Genomic DNA, 21,785 nt, shown 5'->3' with positions numbered 1-21,785 from the left:
ATCACTGGCGGGCGTTGGTCGTTTGGGCGGACGGGTTTCAGGCCGTGGCCAGCACCTGATCGTCGCCGGATTGATCGAGCTCGGCCTTTTGCTTGGCGCTTGCCTTCGTGCGTGAACGCGATGGGGGCAGGCGGCGCAGTGTCTTGAGCGATTCGGCGTCCTTGATGCCGATGGTGCGCTGGTCGACCGTGATCATGCCGATCTCGTTGAAGGCCGACAGCGTGCGGCTGACGGTTTCCAGCGTGAGGCCCAGGTAGCTGCCGATCTCGTGGCGGGTCATGCGCAGGTTGAAGAGTTTACTCGAGTAGCCCATCGCGGCGAAGCGGTCGGCCAGCGACACGAGAAAGCGTGCCACGCGCGCTTCGGCCGACAGGGCGCCGAGCATGCCGATCATCGTTTGTTCACGCACCAGCTCGCGGCTCATGACGCCGTACATCATGTTCTCGAGTTCGTTGTGCACGCGGCCCAGCGCCGTCAGCTTCTTGAAGGGCAGCAGGATCAGGTCGCAATCCGACAGGGCCACCGCCTCGGACGCATAGTGGCGCGTGTGGATGCCGTCGACGCCAAGCATGTCGCCCTTCATTGGAAAGCTGAGCACTTGCTCGTTGCCGAATTCGTCGATCAGCACGGTCTTGAGAAAGCCCGAGTTGACGATGTACAGCGTGTCGAAGGCTTGCCCGATCGTGTGGACACGCTGGCCGGTCTTGAACTGAACGTGCTGGAACAACAGTTCTTCGGAGCTTACCGAGACGCTGGCCTGGATACGCAGCAGGTCGCAGACTTCCTTGAGGTTGGACCAGAGTCGGCCCTGGCGCTGGCGACCGGCCTCCATCGGGGAATGCAGGGTCGGCTGGTTGGCATTGCGTGGTTCTGACGGTGGCTGAGACTGCATGCTCTTCTCCGGTAAGAAACTCAGGGTTTGAGGCGACCCCGGCGGCACAGCCGAAGTTGACGTACATCTGCCGTGCCATTGATTGCCAGCGGCTGACGCTGTGACTTGGATCGCGAGCAAGTCAAAGCGGCGAATTCAGTATGCCAACACGAGCCCGGCACGACTATCAGCGTTGCCTGAATATGTAGGTAGGACAGATGGTAGGTTTGTAGGACAATTCCTACTGGCAAGCGGCGTTGCCCGACTGATGGAGGGGTGAAACAGGAAGGTCAGACCTTTGTTTTTGAACAAACTTGTTCGTGGGTGCAGTTGTTTCGCAACATCGGATTGGGAGGTCGGCGTGACGTCACCGACCGCCATACTCAGGCTTTCATCGGCGAGAGCAGGCGGTGTGCCACGGCGTATTGCACCATTTCCGAGAGCGAACTCATCCCCATTTTCTGCATGATGCGGGTTTTGTGGGTACTCACTGTCTTCACGGACAGATGCAGGCCGTTGGCGATCTCGGTAATCGATTTCCCACCCACGAGATGGGAAAATACCTCAAATTCGCGGTCGGATAACTGCTTGTGGAGCAATTGCTCGCTTGGCGCCATGATATTCAGGGCCAATTGCTCTGCAACCTCGGTACTGATATAGGGGCGCCCGGAAGCCACCTTGCGGATGGCGCCCACCAACTGCGTGCCCGCGCTTTCCTTGGTCAGGTAGCCCTGGGCGCCGGCCCGGATCGCGCGCACGGCGTACTGTTCTTCTTCGTGCATCGTGAGGATGAGAATGGCCAGCTTGGGCGCCTCGCTGCGCACCTGGCGGATCAGGTCGACGCCGCTGCGCCCGGGCATCGACAGGTCGAGCAGCAGCAGGTCGAAGCCGCCCTGGCGTACCAGTGCCAGCACCTCGAACCCATTGGTTGCTTCGCCGACAATGTCAACTTCCTCGGCGCCCTCAAGGATACGTTTAAGACCTTCGCGCATGATCGTGTGATCGTCCGCGATGACAATTCTGACCATGTCGATTCCTCACACATTAAGAGGTTTCCTACCCCGAAAACCGTTGTTCAGTTAAACACGTTTCCCGGGGTAAGTCCTGCTGTCAATACTGCGGGTTGTCCTGCGTGGCTTTATACGAAGTGCCGGCAAGTTTTTTAGCAATCAGACCGCGGGCTCGGCGATCAGCCGGTGTACCAGCACCGGCTTGGCGGTATGCGACAGCACCTTGTTCGTGACGCTGCCCAGCAGTAACTGGTTCCAGCCGCTGCGGCCATGCGAGCCCATGAAGATCAGGTCGCAGCCCTCCTGCTCGGCGACTTCGACGATCTTGAGCGCTGCCGTATCCGAAAACGCCGTCAGGCAGCGGTGCGCAAGATTGGCCGATGCGCAGGAGCGCGTGATCTTGCCCATGTATTCCTCGCCCATCCGGCGCATCTGGGCTGCGTATTCTTCTTCGCTGGGATAGGAGGGCGGGATGATTTCGACGTACACCGGATACTGGTATTCGGGCGCGACGAACAGGGCCAGGACTTCGGCGCCCAGCTGCTGGGCAAACTTGACGCCCGCGCAGGCGGTGTGCTGGGAGACGGCGGACCCGTCGGTTGTAATCAAAATTTTTCGATACATGATGATTCTCCTCAGGGCATCTCCATTCTGACAACCATATGCCGAATGGCCAGTGTTGAAAACGCAAAGTGTTGAGTTCGCTCAAACGTCAGGTCACCGTCCGGATGCGACACTTTCTCACGGAAAACAACAGCACGATCACAAAATACAACACCAAGCATATAAAAACGATCAGGAATTGCACGTTTTAATTGTCGCGGAACTAAGTTTTCACGTCCATTTTGTTGCATTGCCTTCTCTTAGATTTACCTACGGCAACCACGCTGATACACTCGCAGGCAACACTAGTCCCATCGATGGGCCCGGAAACGACCGGCCCGGTGGACGCAACACCCCCAGTATTGCAGAGCTGATTGCGAATTTATATTATGGAGAAGCAGGGATTATGACCAACGCCGCTGACGATTTCGACGCACTATTCGAGGAAGTGGCGGCGCAGCGCACCAGCGCTTCGCCAAGTCCTGCTTCCGCGGCCCCCGTGGCCGCAGCGCCTGCCCCGGCAGCCGCTGCCAGCAATGACGAAGACGACTTCGACTCGCTGTTCGACCAGGTGTCCGCCACCGCCACATCCGCCGCCCCCGCTGCCGCACCGGCTGCACCTGCCGCACCAGCAGCAGTAGCAGCGGCACCGGCGAGCGCCGCTGCTGGCGACGAAGGCAGCGAAAACGGTGGCATGTTCGAGCGCCTCGGCGGCATCGTGCGCCTGCTGCACGACTCGCTGCGCGAACTGGGCTACGACAAGGCGCTCAACGAAGCCTCGTCGCAGATCGTCGACGCACAGGACCGCCTCGAGTATGTCGCCACACTGACTGAACAGGCTGCCAACAAGGTCCTGAACACGCTTGACGAAGGCATGCCAGCGCAAGACGTGCTGTCGAAGCAGTCGAAGGACATGGAACTGCGCTGGGGCGACCTGTTCGACGGCAAGCTGAGCCTGGACGAATTCAAGGCGCTGGCTGGCGATTCGCGCCAGTTCGCCACCAGCGTGACCGCAGCCACCGAAGCCGAAAAAGCGCGCCTGCTTGAAATCATGATGGCGCAGGACTTCCAGGACATCACCGGCCAGCTGATCAAGAAAGTGGTCAAGATCACGCAGACCGTCGAGGGCGAGCTGGCCCAGCTGCTGCGCGACAACGCACCGCCTGACCTCAAGGAAAAGCTGGCGCAGAAGCAGGCAGTACCGGAACCACTGATGCAAGGCCCGTCAGTGCCGCAAGCGGCGCTGAACCAGGACAACGTTGACGATCTTCTTGCCGATCTGGGATTCTAATGGACGATATGCTGAAGGATTTCGTCGTCGAGGCGATGGATCTGGCGGTCAACGTCGAAGAGCACCTGCTGCGCCTCGAACGCGATCCCGACAACAAGGAAACCCTGAACGCGGTGTTCCGGTCGTTCCACACGATCAAGGGCGGCGCCGGCTTCATGGGCCTGCCTGCGCTCGTCGCAGCCTGCCACCTGACCGAGAACCTGTTCGACGCGCTGCGCACCGGCGCCGCGCCGGTCACGCCGATCGCGATCGAAGCGGCGCTGCAGGCATCGGGCTTCGTGGCCGACCAGCTGGGTGACCTGAACAACGGCACGCCGCCGGAAGGCCTGGCGCAGATGCCGGCCGATCTCGAACGCATCCTGATGGACGCGATCGAAGGCAAGGGCAACAGCGCACCGGCGCCAGTCGCCGCGCCAGTGGTAGCAGCGCCCGTCGCAGCCGCGCCGGTTGCTGCAGCCGTCGCACCGGTCGTCGGCGACGATGGCCTGGACTGGGTTGGCATGTACAACACCGTGGTCCCGGCCGCCAATGCCATCGCCGGCGCACCAGCCGTTGCTGCTGCTGCTACCACCGCAGTTGCGACGACTGCCCCGGCGGTCGCGCAAGCCGCACCTGCAGCCGCCGCCCCATCCACGGCAGTCGCCACCACGGCGGCCCCCGCCGCGGGCGGCAAAGGCTGGGACGGCACCGAACGCCGCAACGACGCCAAGCCGGTCGCCAACGCGCCGGCCAAGGACGAAAGCATCCGTATCGATGCGGTCAAGCTCGACGCGCTGCTCGAAGTGGCGGGCGAATCGGTCCAGGCCGCGAACCAGGCCGCCGTGCTGCTCGAACGCCTGCAGCAATTCAAGTTCGAAGGCCAGGCTGCGACGCTGATCGCCACGCTGGCCGAAACGCTGGAACGCGCGTCGCGCTATTCGGCCGAACTGCAGCGCGCCACGCTGGCCACCCGCATGCAGCCGGTGGGCCGCCTGTTCCAGAAATTCCCGCGCCTCGTGCGCGAGCTGGCGAAAGACCTGGGCAAGGACGTCGAACTGACCATCGAAGGCGCCGAGACCGAAGTCGACCGCGTCGTCGTGGACAGCCTGTACGATCCGCTGGTGCACATGTTGCGCAATGCGCTGGACCACGGTGTCGAGTCGCCTGCCGACCGCGTCGCCAACGGCAAGCCGGCCAAGGCCTTCATCCTGCTGAAAGCCTGGCAGGAAGCCAACAGCGTCATGATCGTGCTGCAGGACGACGGCAAGGGCATGGACCCGAGCCGCCTGCGCAAGATCGCGATGGACAAGGGCCTGATCGGCGAAAACGGCGCGCAAAGCGACGAAGACGCCTACCAGCTGGTGTTCCTGCCGGGCTTCTCGACCAAGGAAGTCGCTTCCTCGGTCTCGGGCCGCGGCGTGGGCATGGACGTGGTCAAGACGGCGGTGGAGAAGAACCGCGGCGCCATCCGCATCGAATCGCAGATGGGCAAGGGCACGCGCTTTGCGATCCGCCTGCCGATCGAACTGTCGATCGTGCCGACGATGCTGGTGTCGACGTCGGGCGCGCAACTGGCGCTGCCGATGGCCGTCGTCGAGCGCGTCGTCGAGCTGCCGGACGAATTCGCCTGTGTCGGCGGCGCCCCGGTGCTGAAAGACCAGGGTCGTCCGCTGCCGGTGCGCTCGCTGGCGCTGGCGCTGGGCTACGAGGCCGGTTCCGAAAAGGTCGGTATCGTCATCAATGCACCACAACCGTACATCCTGGCAATGGAAGCGGTCGATGGCACGGCCGACCTGGTCATCAAGCCGATGACCGCATTGTCGGTCGAAGGCATCACCGGCACGGCGCGTTCGGCCGAGGGTGAACTGGTACTGGTCGTGGGCCTGTCGTTCCTGATGGACGGTTGCCGCAGCAGCGTGCGCCTGGCCGCATAACGTTGCATCACGCAGCGCCACCGCCACGCGGCGGCAAAAGCGCAGGGAAAAGCCCGGGTCAGTGATCCGGGCTTTTTTTATTTGTGCATGGCAAACCCCTTGCAAACTTAATTTGCCACATGTTATGGTCCTTGGCATAAACATGCGCTGCCCCGGCATGGTGCACCACAGCACAACTATGGCATAATCGAAAACCCGGCTGCCGGGCTCCCTGTCCCGGCGACCGCGCGCACCCCCTGTGCGCCCTCACACCGCATCAATGGACTGACCATGCAAAAAACGCTCTACGACAAACTCTGGGATTCCCATGTCGTGCGTGCCGACGCCGATGGCACCACCGTCCTGTATATCGACCGGCATCTGGTACACGAAGTGACCAGCCCACAAGCCTTCGATGGCTTGCGCGATGCGGGCCGCGGACTATGGCGGACATCGAGCACGCTGGCCGTGGCCGACCATAACGTGCCCACCACCGACCGCGCCCAGGGCATCGCCGACCCGACCTCGCGCCTGCAGGTCGAAACGCTCGACGCCAATACCAAGGCGTTCGGCCTTACGTACTTCAATATGAACGACCGGCGCCAGGGCATCGTGCACGTGATCGGGCCGGAGCAGGGCGCCACGCTGCCCGGCATGACGGTCGTCTGCGGCGATTCGCACACGTCGACCCACGGCGCCTTCGGCTGCCTGGCCCACGGCATCGGCACGTCGGAAGTCGAGCACGTGCTGGCCACCCAAACGCTGCTGGCCAAGAAATCCAAAGCGATGCTGGTCAAGATCGAGGGCGACTTGCGTCCCGGCGTGACGGCCAAGGACATCGTGCTGGCCGTGATCGGCCGCATCGGCACGGCCGGCGGTACCGGCTACGCCATTGAGTTCGGTGGCTCCACGATCCGCGCGCTGTCGATGGAAGGCCGCATGACGGTCTGTAATATGGCGATCGAAGCGGGCGCGCGCGCCGGCATGGTGGCGGTTGACGACACCACGATCGCCTACGTCAAGGACCGGCCGCTCTCGCCCACGGCCGATCAGTGGGAGCAGGCCGTCGCCTACTGGCGCACGCTGCACAGCGACGACGGCGCCGAGTTCGATACGGTTGTCGAACTCGATGCACACAACATCCAGCCGCAGGTCACCTGGGGCACCTCGCCCGAGATGGTGATTGCGATCGACGGCCGCGTGCCGGACCCGCTCGACGAACACGATCCGGTGCGCCGCGGCGCCATCGAAAAAGCGCTGGTCTACATGGACCTGGCGGCGGGCACGCCGATCGACGAAGTGGCGATCGACAAGGTGTTCATCGGCTCGTGCACCAACTCGCGCATCGAAGACCTGCGCGCCGCCGCCGATGTCGTGCGCGGCCGCCAGCGCGCGCCCAACGTCAAGCTGGCGATGGTCGTGCCGGGCTCGGGCCTGGTCAAGGAACAGGCCGAGCGCGAAGGCCTCGACCAGATCTTTCTGGCGGCCGGATTCGAATGGCGCGAGCCGGGCTGCTCGATGTGCCTGGCGATGAACGTCGACCGCCTGGAACCGGGCGAGCGCTGCGCGTCGACATCGAACCGCAACTTTGAAGGCCGCCAGGGCCAGGGCGGCCGTACGCACCTGGTGTCGCCGGCCATGGCCGCCGCCGCGGGTATTGCGGGGCACTTTGTCGACGTACGCGCGCTCTGATGCGTTAAGGCGTATCGCGATCAATTCCACGACCATTCTCTCGTTCAGGACATCATGAAAAAAGCTCTCGCACTCTCCCTCGTCGCCATCCTGCTGGCCGGCTGCAACACCGTCTCGGGCATCGGCCGCGATGTCTCGAAAGTCGGCCAGGTCGTGACCGGTGCCGGCGGCAAATAAGGCCAACAAGATGGACAAGTTCACCGTACACGAAGGCCTGGTGGCGCCGCTCGACCGCGCCAACGTCGATACCGACGCCATCATCCCGAAGCAGTTCCTCAAATCGATCCGGCGCACCGGCTTCGGCCCGAACCTGTTCGACGAATGGCGTTACCTGGACCACGGCGAACCGGGGCAGGACAACAGCGCGCGGCCGCTCAATCCCGACTTCGTGCTGAACCAGCCGCAGTTTGCGGGCGCCTCGATCCTCCTGACGCGCAAGAACTTCGGCTGCGGCTCGTCGCGCGAGCACGCGCCGTGGGCGCTGCAGCAGTTCGGTTTTCGCGCCGTCGTCGCGCCGAGCTTCGCCGACATCTTCTTCAACAACTGCTTCAAGATCGGCCTCTTGCCGATCGCTTTGAGCGAAGACGAAGTCGAGGCGCTGTTCCAGGCGGTCGAGCGCCAGCCGGGGTTCCAGCTGACGATCGACCTCGAACAGCAGCGCATCGGCACGCAGGACGGCGGCCTGTCGTTCGGCTTTGCCATCGACGACTTCCGCAAGTACTGCCTGTTGAATGGCCTGGACGACATTGGCCTGACGCTGCGTCATGCGGACGAGATCCGGGCCTTCGAACAACGCCATATCGCGGCCCAGCCGTGGCTGGCCAACGCGATCTGATCGCGGGCCAGGGCAAGAAACCAAGACAAGAAAGACGAGCATGAAGATTGCGATCCTGCCGGGTGACGGCATCGGCCCGGAGATCACCGCCCAGGCGGTCAAGGTTTTGAACGCGCTCGGTGAGCGCTTCGAGATGGACACCGCAGAAGTGGGCGGCGCCGGCTACGCCGCGCACGGCCACCCGCTGCCGGACAACACGCTCAAGCTGGCCAAGGATGCCGACGCGGTGCTGTTCGGCGCCGTGGGCGACTATAAATACGACGCGCTCGAGCGCGCGCTGCGCCCCGAGCAGGCGATTCTTGGCCTGCGCCGTGAACTGGGCCTGTTCGCCAACCTGCGTCCGGCGATCCTGTACCCGGAGCTGGCCGGCGCCTCGACGCTCAAGCCCGAGGTCGTGTCGGGCCTGGATATCCTGATCATCCGCGAACTGACCGGCGACATCTACTTCGGCAAGCCACGCGGCGTGCGCGAATGCCCGGACGGTCCGTTCAAGGGCCAGCGCGAAGGCTTCGACACGATGCGCTACGCCGAAGGCGAGATCCGCCGGATCGCCCACGTGGCGTTCCAGGCCGCGCTGAAACGCGACAAGCGCGTGACCAGCGTCGACAAGGCCAACGTGCTCGAGACCGGCCAGTTCTGGCGCGACATCGTCACCGACGTCCACAAGGAATACGCCGGCGTCGAACTCGACCATATGTACGTCGATAACGCCGCCATGCAACTGGTGCGGGCGCCGAAAAAATTCGATGTGCTCGTGACTGGCAACATGTTCGGCGATATCCTGTCGGACGCCGCCGCGATGCTGACCGGTTCGATCGGCATGCTGCCATCGGCCTCGCTCGATGCGAACAACAAGGGTTTGTATGAGCCATCGCACGGTTCGGCGCCGGACATCGCGGGGCAGGGCGTGGCCAATCCGCTGGCGACGATCCTGTCGGCCGCGATGATGCTGCGCTTTACCTTTGGCCTGACGGAGCAGGCCGACCGCATTGACAACGCCGTCAAGCACGTGCTGGCGCAGGGCCTGCGCACGCCGGACATTCACGAAACAGGGTCCACCCGCGTGGGCACCGAAGAGATGGGCAACGCGGTCGTCGCGGCGCTCGGATAACACTGTAATCACACTGAAAGAAGACGATGAAATTAGTTGGTCTGGTAGGTTGGCGCGGCATGGTTGGCTCGGTCCTGATGCAGCGCATGCAGGAAGAGGGCGATTTCGACCACATCGAGCCGGTGTTCTTCACGACGTCGAATCCGGGCGGCGCCGCGCCGGCGATGGCGAAGAATGAAACCACCCTGAAGAGCGCGAGCGACATCGCCGAGCTCTCCAAATGCGAGATCATCATTTCCTGCCAGGGCGGCGACTACACGAGCGAGGTGTTCCCGCAACTGCGCGCGGCCGGCTGGAATGGCTACTGGATCGACGCCGCGTCCACGCTGCGCATGAACGACGACGCGGTCATCGTGCTCGATCCGGTCAACCGCGCCGTGATCGACGCGGCACTGTCGCGCGGCGTGAAGAACTACATTGGCGGCAACTGCACCGTGTCGTGCATGCTGATCGGTCTGGGCGGCCTGTTCGAGGCAGGCCTGGTCGAGTGGATGACGTCGATGACCTACCAGGCGGCATCGGGCGGCGGCGCGCAGCACATGCGCGAACTGCTCACGCAGTTCGGCACGATCAACAGCGCAATCAAGCCACTGCTGGACAACCCGGCATCGGCCATTCTGGAAATCGACCGCACCGTGCTGGCAACCCAGCATGGTTTGTCGGCTGACGAAACGAAGCAATTCGGCGTGCCGCTGGCCGGCAACCTGATCCCGTGGATCGACAAGGACCTGGGCAATGGCCAGTCGAAAGAAGAGTGGAAGGCCGGCGCCGAGACCAACAAGATCCTGGGTCGCGGCGCAGGCTTCGATGCCAAGCCGATTCCGGTCGATGGCCTGTGCGTGCGTATCGGCGCGATGCGCTGCCACTCGCAGGCGCTGACGATCAAGCTGACGAAGGACGTGCCGCTGGACGAGATCAGCGACATCATCGCATCGCACAACGCGTGGACGAAGGTTGTGCCGAATAACCGCGAAGCGTCGATGCGCGACCTGTCGCCGGCCGCCGTTACGGGCGGGCTGACCATCCCGGTGGGCCGTCTGCGCAAGATGTCGATGGGCGACGATTACCTGTCGGCGTTCACGGTCGGCGACCAGCTGCTGTGGGGCGCGGCCGAGCCGCTGCGCCGCATGCTGCGTATCGTGCTGGAGCGCTAAGCGACTGCGCTGTTGCAATACCCTGGGCCGGCTGCCTCGCGGCCGGCCCGTTATTTCCAGTTCGTCATCGCCGGTTGCATTCATTGCAACTACCATGTCTGGTGGTTATCGAACCCCGTAAAGGCATGTCTCACAGGCCACAAAACACCCCGTTCCCCCTGCTGTAAACGTGCGCATCGCTTGCGTGCCCTAGAGCATGATGTTATGTTGAGACTCCGGGAAACCGTCTTTCCCTCGGCCAACTAACTCGCTGCTCACTATGCATTTTTCGGAACAATCTCAGCTCATGGCACCTGCGTTGAAAACCCTCACTGCGGCGATTGCCAGTGCAGTGTTCGTCACTTCCGCCGCCAGCGCGGCCGGGCTTGGAAAATTGACCGTGTTGTCGGCACTTGGCCAGCCACTGCGCGCCGAGATTGAACTGACGACCAGCGCCGGTGAAGACCCGGCCAGCATGGCCGTCAAGCTGGCCACGCCCGAAGCCTTCCGCAGCGCGAACATCGACTTCAATCCGGCGCTGCTGTCGCTGCGTTTCGCCGTCGAGCAGCGTGGTGGCCGCCAGATCATCCGCGTGAACTCCAGCCAGCCGCTGAACGAACCGTTTGTCGACATGCTGCTTGAGCTGACCTGGAATAACGGGCGCCTGGTGCGTGAGTACACGTTCCTGCTCGATCCGGCCGAACTGCGCACGACGCAGCCGGCGCAGGTGGCCAGCACCCCGGCGCCACGCGCGGCGTCGCAGCCAGCCGTTGCGGCGTCGGCCGCTGCCGCGGCTGCTGCACCGGCCGCCGACGCGGCCGAGCGGGCCCGCATCGCCGCCGCGCGCGAAGGCGCCCAGCGCCAGGCGACGCAGCGCGATGCAGCAGCTGCCGAGAGCACCTACCGCGTGCGTCGCGGCGATACGCTCAGTGGCATCGCGACCCGCGTGAAGCCGGCCGAGATCTCGCTCGACATGATGCTGGTGGCGCTCTACCGCGCCAATCCCGAGGCCTTCATCGGCAACAACATGAACCGCCTGAAGTCGGGCCAGATCCTGAGCGTGCCCGATAGCGACGCGCTGCGTGGTGGCGCGAGCCAGAGCGAAGCGCGCGGCGTGGTCGTGGCGCATGCGGCTGACTTTGACGCCTACCGCAACAAGCTCGCCGGCCAGGTGGCCGCCAGCACCCCGGCCAGCGCGCCGCAGGGCGGGCAGAGCGCAACCGGACGCGTGACTGCGCGCGTCGAAGAACAACCGACCGCCGCCAACGAAGCGCAGGACAAGCTGCGCCTGTCGAAGGCCACGGCGGGCGCCGCCGGCACGGCGCAGACCGGCACCGCCAGCGTCGAAGACACGCTGGCCAAGCAGCGCGAGCTCGAACAGGCAGAGGCCCGCGTCAAGGAACTCGAAAAGAACGTCGGCGAACTGGAAAACCTGATGACGGTGCCGAGCCGTGCAGGCGCCGAAGCCGAGCAGGCCGCCGCAGCAGCGCCCGTCGTGGCGACGCCGGCCAAGCCGGTCACGCATCCACGCCTGAAAAAGCCGGTGCCGGCGCCGGAGCCTGAAAAAGGCCTGGTCGACACGCTGCTCGACAATATGCTGTACATCGCCGCAGCCCTCTTGGTGCTGCTCTTGATCCTGTTCGGCATCGCGCAGCGCCGCAAGCGCAATGCCCCGCCAGTGAAACCGGTGCCGACCGAACCGTCGGTGCTGGGCGCACCGGGCGCCAGCGCCCAGTCGCTGTTCGCCGAAAGCGGCGGCCAGAGCGTCGACACCAACAACAGCGTCTTCAATTCGAGCTTCGCGCCATCGGCCAGCCAGCTCGATACGAATGAAGTCGATCCGGTCGCCGAAGCCGACGTGTACATCGCCTACGGCCGCGACGCGCAGGCCGAGGAAATCCTGAAGGAAGCGCTGCGCACGCATCCGGACCGTCATCCGGTGCGGTTGAAACTGCTCGAGATCTACGCTACGCGCAAGGATGCCCGCGCGTTCGAACTGCAGGCGCGCGAGCTGCATGCGCTCACGAACGGCCAGGGCGACGACTGGGCACACGCTGCGGCGCTGGGCCTGGGGATTGATCCGCAAAATCCGCTGTACGCGAACGCCGCGCCAGCGCCGGCGCACATGCCGTCGGCGCAGGAGCGCAGCCAGCAGGCCATCCTGTCGCAGCAGTACCAGGATGCGCTGCGTGCTGACGAGCCGGCAGCGGGCACCGACAGCAGTGCAGGCGCCATCGCTGGCGCGGCCGGCGCCGGCGCCGTCGCTGGGGCGTCTGCGATCTCGCTGTCGAAGGACGATGCGGACCGCACCGCCGCGCCGCAAGCCGAACCGGTGGCTGCGCCACGCACCGACGACAACACGCTCGACTTCGACCTTGGCGGGCTGACGTTCGAGCCGGTGACCGATGCCGAGCGCGCGGAGCCGACGCCGGCCCCGGCGCCTGCAAGCCGGCCCGACCCGGATGCGACGGCCGTGCCGGACCTCGACTTCGACATGCTGCCGCCGGCAGCGGCAGGCAAGCCCGAATCCACGCTGTCGACCGATGTCAACGACCTTGAATTCGACATGGACTTTGACGCGCCGCCTGCCGGGCAACCGGCTCAGGCCACCGCAGCCACCCCGGCCACCCCGGCCGATGCACGCGACGACTTCTCGCTTGACCTGACGCCACAGCCGCAAGTGCAGGCCACCCCGGTCGACATGGCCGGTCTGGCCAAAGACTTCGACGGTTTGCCGTCGCTGCCGGCCAGCCCGGCGCAGCCGGCGGCCGCCACTGCGGCGCCGAGCGATCCGCTATTCGACCTCGATTCAATGGACTTCGGCGCACCGGTCACACCGGCGACGCCGGCGCCCGTGAACGATCCGCTGCCTGCCGTGCGCGGCTCGTCGAACGCGAGTGCGTCAGAAGATCCGCTGTTCGATCTGGACGCGATGGACTTCGGTGTGCCGGCCGAGCCGCGCGCGTCTGGCGGCGCCGAACCGAAAGACTTCGCGGCGCGTCAGGACGATCCGTTCGACATGTTTGATCTGCCGGACACCCCGGCGCCAGTACCAGCGCCCGAAGAGCTGTCGTTGCCGCCGCTGCCCGATGCGCCGACGCCGCAGCGCAACTCGCTCGACGCGCTCGACTTCGATCTGGATCTGCCGGCGTCTGCCACGGCCGATGCGCCGACGCCAGCGGCGTTCGATGCTGACCCGGTCGACGACATGGCTGCAGCGCCGGCGCCGCTCTCGCCCGAGCACATGGAAATGGAAACCAAGCTCGATCTGGCCGTGGCGTATCAGGAGATCGGCGACAAGGAAGGCGCGCGCGAGCTGCTCGATGAAGTCATCAAGGGCGGCAGCACCGAGCAGGTTGGCCGTGCCAGCGCGATGCGAGAGCTGCTGGCGTGACGCGGATTGTTCTGGGTGTCCAGTACATCGGCACCGGTTGGAACGGCTACCAAAAACAGCCGGAGCGCAATACGGTCCAGGACCGTCTTGAAATGGCGCTCGAGAAGTTCGCCTGCACGCCGCTGGCCACCACGTGTGCCGGCCGCACCGATACGGGCGTGCACGCGATCGAGCAGGTGGTCCATTTCGACACCGATCTGGTGCGCCCGACGCAAGCCTGGGTGCGCGGCGTGAACACCTTCCTGCCCGATTCCATTGTCGTGCGCTGGGCCAAAGAGGTGCCGCTGGGCGAGGACGGCCTGGAATTCCATGCCCGCTTCTCGGCCCGCTCGCGCACCTATCACTACGTGCTGTACAACCATCCGACGCCATCGGCGCTGCTGTCGAACCGCGCCGGCTGGATGTTCCGGCCGCTCGATGTCGAGCGCATGATCGACGCCGCGCGCCACTTGATCGGCACGCACGACTTCTCGGCGTTTCGCGCGTCGAGCTGCCAGGCCAAGACCCCGGTCAAGGACATGCACGAAGTGCGCATCGAGCGCCATGGCGACATCATCGTCTTCACGCTGCGCGCCAGCGCATTCCTGCATCACATGGTGCGCAATATTGTCGGCTCGCTCGTGTATGTCGGGCTGGGGCGGCAAGAGCCGGACTGGATGCACGAGGTGCTCGAGAGCCGCTCGCGCGACGTCGCCGCGCCAACCTTCATGCCCGACGGCCTGTATTTCGCGAAGATCGAGTACGATCCAAGCTGGAAGCTGCCGCAGGAGGCGGTCGCGCCTCTGCCCTGGCTGTAAGGAAGCATATGCACCGTACCCGTATCAAAATCTGCGGGATCACCCGCGAAGAAGACCTGAGCGCCGCTGTCGCCGTGGGCGCCGACGCCCTGGGCTTCGTGTTCTATCCGAAGAGCCCGCGCTACGTGACGCCAGAGCGGGCCGGCGCCTTGTGCGCCGGCCTGCCGCCGTTTGTCAGCGGCGTCGCGCTGTTCGTCAATCCCACATTGGCCGAGGTGCAGGAAGTCGCGGCGGCGATGCCGCTCGCGCTGATCCAGTTCCATGGCGATGAGACGGTCGAGCAGTGCGCGGCGATTGCGGCGGCCGTCCAGCGCCCGTTCATGCGCGCGTTTCGGGTCAAGCCTGACACGATCCCTGGCACGCTGCTAGAATGTGAGCTTGCATACCGCACCGCCAGTCCATGGTTTTCAAGCCTTCTGCTTGACACCTACGTGGACGCTTATGGCGGCGCAGGAAAGGTCTTCGATTGGTCTCTCATCCCAAAAGAGCTCGCGCCTCGGGTCGTTTTGAGTGGTGGCTTGAACGTACACAACACCACTGACGGTGTCGTACGCGTTCGGCCTTTTGCCGTCGACATCAGCAGTGGTGTCGAAGCCGCAAAAGGTATCAAGGACGCCCGCAAGATGGCCGCGTTTGTCGCAGCCGTGCGGGCAGCCGATGCCACTATTCATAGCGAGACATACCATGCAGAACACCCCCTTCAAGGCAGCGCCTAACGCCGCGCCGCTGTTCAAGACCCCTGATTACGCCCTGCCGAACGCGCAGGGGCACTTCGGCCCCTACGGCGGCTCATTCGTCGCCGAGACGCTGACGCACGCGCTGGCCGAGCTGAGCGAAGCCTACGCAAAGTACGCGCAAGACCCTGAATTTCTCGAAGAATACCGCTACGAGCTGGCTCACTTCGTCGGCCGGCCGTCGCCCGTGTACCACGCGCGGCGCTGGTCCGAAATGGCCGGCGGCGCGCAGGTCTACCTCAAGCGCGAAGACCTGAACCACACCGGCGCGCACAAGATCAACAACGTGATCGGCCAGGCGCTGCTGGCACGGCGCATGGGCAAGCCGCGCATCATCGCCGAAACCGGCGCCGGCCAGCATGGCGTGGCCACGGCCACCATCTGCGCGCGCTTCGGCCTGGAATGCGTGATCTACATGGGCAGCGAGGACGTCAAGCGCCAGGCTCAGAACGTGTACCGCATGAAGCTCCTGGGCGCGACCGTGGTGCCGGTGGAATCGGGCTCCAAAACGCTCAAGGATGCGCTCAACGAAGCGATGCGCGACTGGGTCACGAACATCGAAAACACCTTCTACATCATCGGCACCGTGGCCGGCCCGCACCCGTATCCGATGATGGTGCGCGACTTCCAGGCGGTGATCGGCGAAGAGTGCCGCGTGCAGATGCCTGCGATGACGGGGCGTCAGCCTGACTACGTCGTTGCCTGCATCGGTGGCGGCTCGAACGCGATGGGCATCTTCTATCCGTATATCGGCGAACCGGGCGTCAAGCTGGTGGGCGTCGAGGCGGCGGGGGAGGGCCTGGATTCGGGCAAGCACTCGGCGTCGCTGACCTCCGGCCTGCCAGGTGTGTTGCACGGTAACCGCACCTACCTGCTGCAGGACGAGAACGGGCAGATCATCGAGACGCATTCGGTGTCGGCGGGCCTGGATTATCCGGGCGTCGGGCCCGAGCACGCGTGGCTGAAGGATACGCTGCGCGCCGAGTACGTGTCGATCACGGACGACGAAGCGCTGCAGGCGTTCCACGACTGCTGCCGTATCGAAGGCATCATTCCGGCGCTGGAATCGTCGCACGCGATCGCGTATGCGGTGAAGCTGGCGGCAACGCTGCCGAAGGACCAGATCATCCTGGTCAATCTGTCGGGCCGCGGCGACAAGGACATGCACACGGTGGCGCAGCGGATGGGGCTTGATTTCGGCTGATGCCGGCATCAACCATTCCATCGTGCCCCGGTCAGCCGGGGCATTCGCCTTTTCCGATTATCAGAGGAACCCAGCATGTCCCGCATCGAACAGACTTTTACCGCACTTAAAGCGGACAACAAGACCGCGCTCGTCACCTTCATCACGGCAGGTGACCCGGGTCCCGAACTGACCGTCCCGCTGATGCACGCACTGGTGGAGGGCGGCGCCAATGTCCTCGAACTGGGCGTGCCGTTTTCGGACCCGATGGCCGAAGGCCCGGTCATCCAGCGCGCCTGCGAGCGCGCCCTGAAATTCAACGTCGGCCTGAAAGACGTGTTCGGCTTCGTGCGCGAATTTCGCAAGAACGATCCCGACACGCCGGTCGTCCTGATGGGCTACGCCAACCCGATCGAACGCATCGGCCAGACCGAATTCATCCGCTGCGCAAAAGAGGCGGGCGCTGACGGCGCCATCGTCGTCGACTACCCGCCCGAAGAATGCGCCGCGTTCGCAACCGAGATGCGCGACAACGGCCTGGACCTGATCTTCCTGCTCGCGCCGACGTCGACCACGGAGCGCGTCAAGCAAGTGGCCCAGTACGGCGGCGGCTTCAGCTACTACGTCTCGCTGAAAGGCGTGACGGGCGCCGGCACCATCGACACCGCCGACGTCGCCCGCCGCGTGGCCGCGATCCGCGAGCACGTCAAGCTGCCGATCGGCGTGGGCTTCGGCATCCGCGACGGCGCCACGGCGAGAGCCGTCGCCGAAGTGGCCGACGCTGTCGTGATCGGCAGCCGCATCATCCAGGAAATCGAAAACAGCCCGCCAGACCAGGCCGTCGACGCCGTCCGCGCCTTCACCACCACCATCCGCACCGCCCTCGACGCGCGCTGATCCGCCGCCGTTATATCAATTAGGGTCAGAGTCGAATTATTGAGCAATTTCATCGGAAAATGTTGTCACTTAATTCGACGCTGACCCTCATTGCGATTGTCTCCAGGCTTTTGCAATCCAATTAGGGTCAGAGTCGAATTGTTTGACAACTTTTGGTGATTGCCGGGCGAATCTTTTTAATAACCGGTTGCGATGGTTATGGCTGGTGGGTTTTTCACAGGCGTATTGCCACATCTCTCTTGCTGGTTGCGCCAGCTTAAAGCTTTTTCATTTTCCCTCAGTAAATTGATCTCTCCGTAGCTCAACTTGAGGGAGTGTTCGATGAAAAAGCGTGTCAAGCACATTGCAGTGGCCCAGTTTGGAAAGATGCTGGCGGCAGTTTATTTTGTTGCTATGCTCTCGGTCCTGGCGATCGTTCTCCTCGCCATCCTGACGGGCGTGGAGGTGCCGTCAATTGGTACAGGCGTGGTCATTCTGTTTGCAGTTGTGTATATCGTCAGCATCTATCTGGCAGGAATGCTAAGTGCGTGGATATATAACATCGTAGCTGCACGCTTGGGAGGCGTTGAATACACCGTCAACGACATCGCTTTGCCAACGAAATAATCGCCAAAATTGCCGCGAAAATAAATTAGGGTCAGAGTCGAATTGTTTGACAACTTTGAGGAATTGCCCAATAAGTCTACTCTGACCCTAATTGTTGGGAAATTGATTATTTAGCTCTTCAACGTGACTCTGTCCCTCATTTTGCTTCGGAGATTAAACTCTGCGTTCATTCAGCCGAGGATCGGTGCTATTTATTGGGAAATTATCGAAAGTTGTCAAACAATTCGACTCTGACCCTCATTATTGGTGGCGGTGGACGTGGGCTCGGGGGGGGGTGGCGGCGGGTGATGTTTTGTTGGCAATATTGGTGGCTTGCTACGATTCGACAAGCTGCCTCCGAGCGGCTACACTACGCCCCACTGTAAGATTTGCCGCAAAGGAGAGAATATGAGTTGGTTGGAAAAACTGCTGCCCCCTCGGATCCAGCGCTCCGATGCCGCTAACCGCAAGACCATGCCCGAGGGCCTCTGGGTCAAGTGCCCATCGTGCGAGTCAGTGCTGTACCGGGCGGATATCGAGTCCAACCTGCACGTGTGCCCGAAGTGCTCCCATCACATGCGCATCCGTGCCCGTGCGCGTCTGGATGCGCTGCTCGATGAAGGCGGTCGCTACGACATTGGCCAGGAGACCTTGCCAGTCGATACCCTGAAGTTCAAGGACAGCAAGAAGTATCCGGACCGCCTCAAGGCGGCGATGGAAGCCACCGGCGAGACCGATGCGCTGATCGTCCAGGGTGGTTCGATCATGAGCTTGCCGGTGGTCGTGGCCTGCTTCGAATTCGAATTCATGGGCGGCTCGATGGGCTCGGTGGTCGGTGAGCGTTTCGTGCGTGGCGCGCAAGTTGCGCTCGAGCAGAAGGTGCCGTTCATTTGCATCACCGCCACCGGCGGCGCGCGCATGCAAGAGGGTTTGCTGTCGCTGATGCAGATGGCCAAGACCACCGCGATGCTGACCAAGCTGTCCGAAAAGAAGCTGCCGTTCATCAGCGTGCTGACCGATCCGACGATGGGCGGTGTCTCGGCCTCGTTCGCCTTCATGGGCGACGTCGTCATCGCCGAGCCGAAAGCCCTGATCGGCTTTGCCGGCCCGCGCGTCATCGAGAACACGGTGCGTGAGAAATTGCCGGAAGGCTTCCAGCGCGCCGAGTTCCTGGTCCAGAAGGGCGCTGTCGACATGATCGTCGACCGCCGCAAGATGCGCGAAGAAATTGCGCGCCTGCTGGCCCTGCTGCAAAACCAGGCGACCGAAGTCCTGGCCTGATCGATTCACAGGCCGCCGCGAGGGCAACCCGCGAACATGATCGCCACGGGCGACCGGCGCGGGCATGCCAGACGGCGGCCCCCGCGGTCGCCTTTTACATTCCCCGCATCACCCGCCGATTTTCTCTTTTCTGAGCACCATGTCCCCACTTCCGACTACCTTGCCCGACTGGCTGGCGCTGCTCGAATCGCGTCATGCCGAAACCCATATCGACATGGGCCTGGACCGCGTCCGCGCCGTCAAGGAGCGCCTGCAGCTCGCGTTCTCGTGTCCCGTGATCATGGTGGCCGGCACCAACGGCAAGGGCTCGACCTGCGCGATGCTCGAGTCGGTGTTGCTGCAGTCCGGCTACCGCGTCGGCCTCTACATCAAGCCGCACTTTCTCGACTTCAACGAGCGCGCCCGCATCAATGGCGAGATGGCCTCCGATGACGTTCTCATCGCCGCCTTCAACGCCGTCGAAGCCGCGCGCGGCGATACCGACCTCACGTACTTCGAATTCACGACACTCGCCATCGCGCACCTGCTGTCAACGAGCGAGATCGACGTCGCCATCCTCGAAGTCGGCCTGGGTGGGCGTCTCGATGCCGTCAACGTGATCGACGCCGACGTGTCGATCGTCACCAGCATCGACATCGACCACACGGCCTATCTCGGCGACACGCGCGAAAAAATCGGCTTCGAAAAAGCCGGCATTTTCCGCGCCGGCAAAACCGCGATCTGCAGCGACCCGGTGCCGCCCCAGTCGCTGATCGACCATGCGACCAGCATCGGCGCCGACCTGTGGCTGCTGGGCCGCGACTTCAACTACCAGGGCGACCAGCAGCAGTGGAGCTTTGCCGGCCGCACCGGGCGCCGCAATTCGCTGGCCTATCCGGCCCTGCGCGGTGCCAACCAGTTGCTCAATGCATCGGCGGCGCTGGCCGCCCTCGAAGCGCTGCGCATGACCGTGCCGTGCGGCGCCCAGGAAACCCGCGCCGGCCTGGCGTTGGTCGAGCTGCCGGGGCGCTTCCAGGTGCTGGCCGGCCGGCCGACCCAGGTGCTCGACGTGGCCCACAATCCGCACGCCGCGGCGACGCTCGCGCAGAACCTCGGCAATATGGGCTTTCACCGCTTTACGTACGCGGTGTTCGGCATCATGGACGACAAGGACATCGACGCCGTCATCGCGCCGATGGCCTCGGTGATTGACCACTGGTGCGTCACGCGCCTCGATTCGCCGCGCTCGGCCGACCCTGCGGCGCTGGCCGAGAAGATCGCTGAATTGAAGCCAGCGGGTGCGAAAGCAGGCGATTTTTCGGTGACTGTCTTCGATTCGCCCGCCGACGCTTACGCGAATGCGCTGAGCCGGGTTGAGGAGAATGATAGAATTGTGGTCTTTGGTTCGTTCTACACGGTTGCCGGCGTGATGGCGGCCCGTAAATCCTCACTACACTGATACCTCAATCGCATGGGCTTGTTCTCGTTCGGCACTAAAAACAAGCAAGAAACTGTTCGCGACAGCGGTCACTTCGTCAAGGACGACGAGGCCGCCTACACCGAGCGCGCACGCTCCAAGCGCGCCAGCTCGGCCGGTGAGGGCGGTCGCCGCTCGAGCCGCGGCGATCCGATCCTGCCCGAGAAAAAACGCGCGCGCCGCCGCCTGGTCGGCGCCGTTGCGCTCGTCCTGGCCGCCGTCGTGGCCCTGCCGATGCTGCTCGATTCCGAGCCCAAGCCGCTGGCCACCGATATCGCCATCCACATCCCTGATAAAGACAAGGCTGCACCGTTGCCGGTGCCGTCCGAGCAGGTTGCGCCAACGGCCAGCGTCGATAGCGACGAAGAAATCATCGAGCCCGTTCCGGCGCCGCCGGCCGGCACGCGCACGCCGCCGGTCGCCGTGGCCGCAGCGCCAGTGACCAGCGAGGTGCCACCGATGCGCATGCTCGAGCCGGCCAAGCCAGTCGAGACTGCCAAGCCAGTTGAGACCGTCAAGCCGAAGCCTGAAGCAAAACCGAAGGCTGAACCTGAAGCCAAGCCGGTGACGAAGCCTGAACCCGTCAAGGCCGAGCGCAAGCTAGAACCCGAAAAAAAGCCCGAGCCCGAGAAAAAGCCAGTGAAAGTCGCCGAGAAAGCCGCCGAGTCGCATCCGAAAGCCGAGCAGGTCGCCAAGCCTGCCCGTCCGGACGACGCTGCCCGCGCCATCGCGATCCTCGAAGACAAGCCGGCCGCCAGGGCCGAGCCGAAAACGGTCAAGGCCGAAGGCCCGGCGCCACGCTTCGTGGTGCAGGTTGCCGCGCTGGCCAGCCAGGAAAAAGTCACCGAGTTGCAAAGCCGCCTGCGCGCTGCCGGCGTTGCCTCGTTCACCCAGAAGTCTGGCGAACTGATCCGCGTGCGGGTCGGCCCGTTCAGCAAGGAAGAAGCAGAGAAAGTGCGCGCCAAACTGAGTGGCATCGGTCTGTCCGGCTCGATGGTGCCACTCTGATCCTCGCTGCCG

At 63.8% G+C, this 21,785-nt stretch carries 20 protein-coding genes; 16 read left to right on the top strand and 4 right to left on the bottom strand.

The features are described from left to right. Positions 1 to 37 precede the first annotated feature (37 nt). The 4 genes from AC56LV_RS10935 to AC56LV_RS10920 all read right to left on the bottom strand — a co-directional run bounded on the left by AC56LV_RS10935 (position 38) and on the right by AC56LV_RS10920 (position 2,735). A complete protein-coding gene (locus AC56LV_RS10935) occupies positions 38 to 832 on the bottom strand; it encodes a Crp/Fnr family transcriptional regulator (protein ID WP_258835976.1) in 795 nt (264 codons plus the stop codon). A 422-nt stretch (positions 833 to 1,254) separates the two neighbouring features. Beyond that, positions 1,255 to 1,899, bottom strand: a complete 645-nt coding sequence (locus tag AC56LV_RS10930) for a response regulator (RefSeq protein ID WP_183555538.1) — start codon at positions 1,897 to 1,899, stop codon at positions 1,255 to 1,257. A gap of 141 nt (positions 1,900 to 2,040) precedes the next feature. Beyond that, positions 2,041 to 2,505, bottom strand: coding sequence for a universal stress protein (locus AC56LV_RS10925; protein WP_499557557.1), 465 nt, complete (start codon positions 2,503 to 2,505; stop codon positions 2,041 to 2,043). 11 nt (positions 2,506 to 2,516) lie between these two features. Beyond that, positions 2,517 to 2,735 carry a hypothetical protein gene (locus AC56LV_RS10920; RefSeq protein ID WP_499557555.1) on the bottom strand — a complete coding sequence of 73 codons (219 nt, stop codon included), beginning with the start codon at positions 2,733 to 2,735 and terminating at the stop codon, positions 2,517 to 2,519. Positions 2,736 to 2,890: 155 nt separating this feature from the next. Here AC56LV_RS10920 and AC56LV_RS10915 point away from each other — a divergent pair, with 155 nt between their 5' ends. From AC56LV_RS10915 to AC56LV_RS10840, 16 genes are all read left to right on the top strand, one after another. Further along, positions 2,891 to 3,775 (top strand): protein phosphatase CheZ, encoded by an 885-nt coding sequence (locus AC56LV_RS10915; protein ID WP_499557553.1) that lies wholly within the window; start codon positions 2,891 to 2,893, stop codon positions 3,773 to 3,775. Further along, positions 3,775 to 5,688, top strand: coding sequence for a chemotaxis protein CheA (locus tag AC56LV_RS10910; protein ID WP_499557551.1), 1,914 nt, complete (start codon positions 3,775 to 3,777; stop codon positions 5,686 to 5,688). Before AC56LV_RS10915 ends, AC56LV_RS10910 begins: the two co-directional genes overlap by 1 nt. A 270-nt stretch (positions 5,689 to 5,958) precedes the next feature. After that, on the top strand, positions 5,959 to 7,359 hold the full coding sequence (gene leuC / locus AC56LV_RS10905) for a 3-isopropylmalate dehydratase large subunit (RefSeq protein WP_499557549.1): 1,401 nt from the start codon (positions 5,959 to 5,961) through the stop codon (positions 7,357 to 7,359). A gap of 54 nt (positions 7,360 to 7,413) precedes the next feature. Next, on the top strand, positions 7,414 to 7,536 hold the full coding sequence (locus AC56LV_RS10900; protein WP_258835162.1) for a hypothetical protein: 123 nt from the start codon (positions 7,414 to 7,416) through the stop codon (positions 7,534 to 7,536). Positions 7,537 to 7,546: 10 nt separating this feature from the next. After that, entirely contained in the window at positions 7,547 to 8,194 is a 648-nt protein-coding gene (leuD, locus tag AC56LV_RS10895; RefSeq protein ID WP_499557548.1) for a 3-isopropylmalate dehydratase small subunit, read from the top strand. A gap of 40 nt (positions 8,195 to 8,234) precedes the next feature. Then, positions 8,235 to 9,305 (top strand): 3-isopropylmalate dehydrogenase, encoded by a 1,071-nt coding sequence (leuB, locus tag AC56LV_RS10890; RefSeq protein WP_499557546.1) that lies wholly within the window; start codon positions 8,235 to 8,237, stop codon positions 9,303 to 9,305. A gap of 26 nt (positions 9,306 to 9,331) precedes the next feature. Beyond that, positions 9,332 to 10,459 (top strand): aspartate-semialdehyde dehydrogenase, encoded by a 1,128-nt coding sequence (gene asd / locus AC56LV_RS10885; RefSeq protein WP_183555530.1) that lies wholly within the window; start codon positions 9,332 to 9,334, stop codon positions 10,457 to 10,459. 298 nt (positions 10,460 to 10,757) lie between these two features. Then, entirely contained in the window at positions 10,758 to 13,832 is a 3,075-nt protein-coding gene (locus AC56LV_RS10880) for a motility hub landmark protein FimV (RefSeq protein ID WP_499557543.1), read from the top strand. Then, positions 13,829 to 14,629: a tRNA pseudouridine(38-40) synthase TruA gene (gene truA / locus AC56LV_RS10875; protein ID WP_499455041.1), complete on the top strand. Its 801-nt coding sequence runs from the start codon at positions 13,829 to 13,831 to the stop codon at positions 14,627 to 14,629. Before AC56LV_RS10880 ends, truA begins: the two co-directional genes overlap by 4 nt. 8 nt (positions 14,630 to 14,637) lie before the next feature. Further along, on the top strand, positions 14,638 to 15,345 hold the full coding sequence (locus AC56LV_RS10870; RefSeq protein WP_499557541.1) for a phosphoribosylanthranilate isomerase: 708 nt from the start codon (positions 14,638 to 14,640) through the stop codon (positions 15,343 to 15,345). Next, positions 15,314 to 16,567: a tryptophan synthase subunit beta gene (gene trpB, locus AC56LV_RS10865; RefSeq protein WP_482899646.1), complete on the top strand. Its 1,254-nt coding sequence runs from the start codon at positions 15,314 to 15,316 to the stop codon at positions 16,565 to 16,567. Before AC56LV_RS10870 ends, trpB begins: the two co-directional genes overlap by 32 nt. A 75-nt stretch (positions 16,568 to 16,642) precedes the next feature. Further along, positions 16,643 to 17,443 (top strand): tryptophan synthase subunit alpha, encoded by an 801-nt coding sequence (gene trpA / locus AC56LV_RS10860; protein ID WP_499557539.1) that lies wholly within the window; start codon positions 16,643 to 16,645, stop codon positions 17,441 to 17,443. Between the two features lie 321 nt (positions 17,444 to 17,764). Next, positions 17,765 to 18,049 carry a hypothetical protein gene (locus tag AC56LV_RS10855; RefSeq protein ID WP_499557537.1) on the top strand — a complete coding sequence of 95 codons (285 nt, stop codon included), beginning with the start codon at positions 17,765 to 17,767 and terminating at the stop codon, positions 18,047 to 18,049. 387 nt (positions 18,050 to 18,436) lie between these two features. Next, entirely contained in the window at positions 18,437 to 19,309 is an 873-nt protein-coding gene (accD, locus tag AC56LV_RS10850) for an acetyl-CoA carboxylase, carboxyltransferase subunit beta (RefSeq protein ID WP_332531550.1), read from the top strand. A 139-nt stretch (positions 19,310 to 19,448) separates the two neighbouring features. Next, on the top strand, positions 19,449 to 20,747 hold the full coding sequence (gene folC, locus AC56LV_RS10845) for a bifunctional tetrahydrofolate synthase/dihydrofolate synthase (protein WP_499557535.1): 1,299 nt from the start codon (positions 19,449 to 19,451) through the stop codon (positions 20,745 to 20,747). Between the two features lie 12 nt (positions 20,748 to 20,759). Then, complete coding sequence (locus AC56LV_RS10840; protein ID WP_499557533.1) at positions 20,760 to 21,773, top strand: SPOR domain-containing protein; 1,014 nt, start codon at positions 20,760 to 20,762, stop codon at positions 21,771 to 21,773. Positions 21,774 to 21,785 lie beyond the last annotated feature (12 nt).

The organism is Telluria sp. RB2R28, assembly GCF_059685835.1.
Note: the sequence above shows the minus strand (reverse complement) of the source record. Positions and strands in the feature narration are given on the sequence as shown.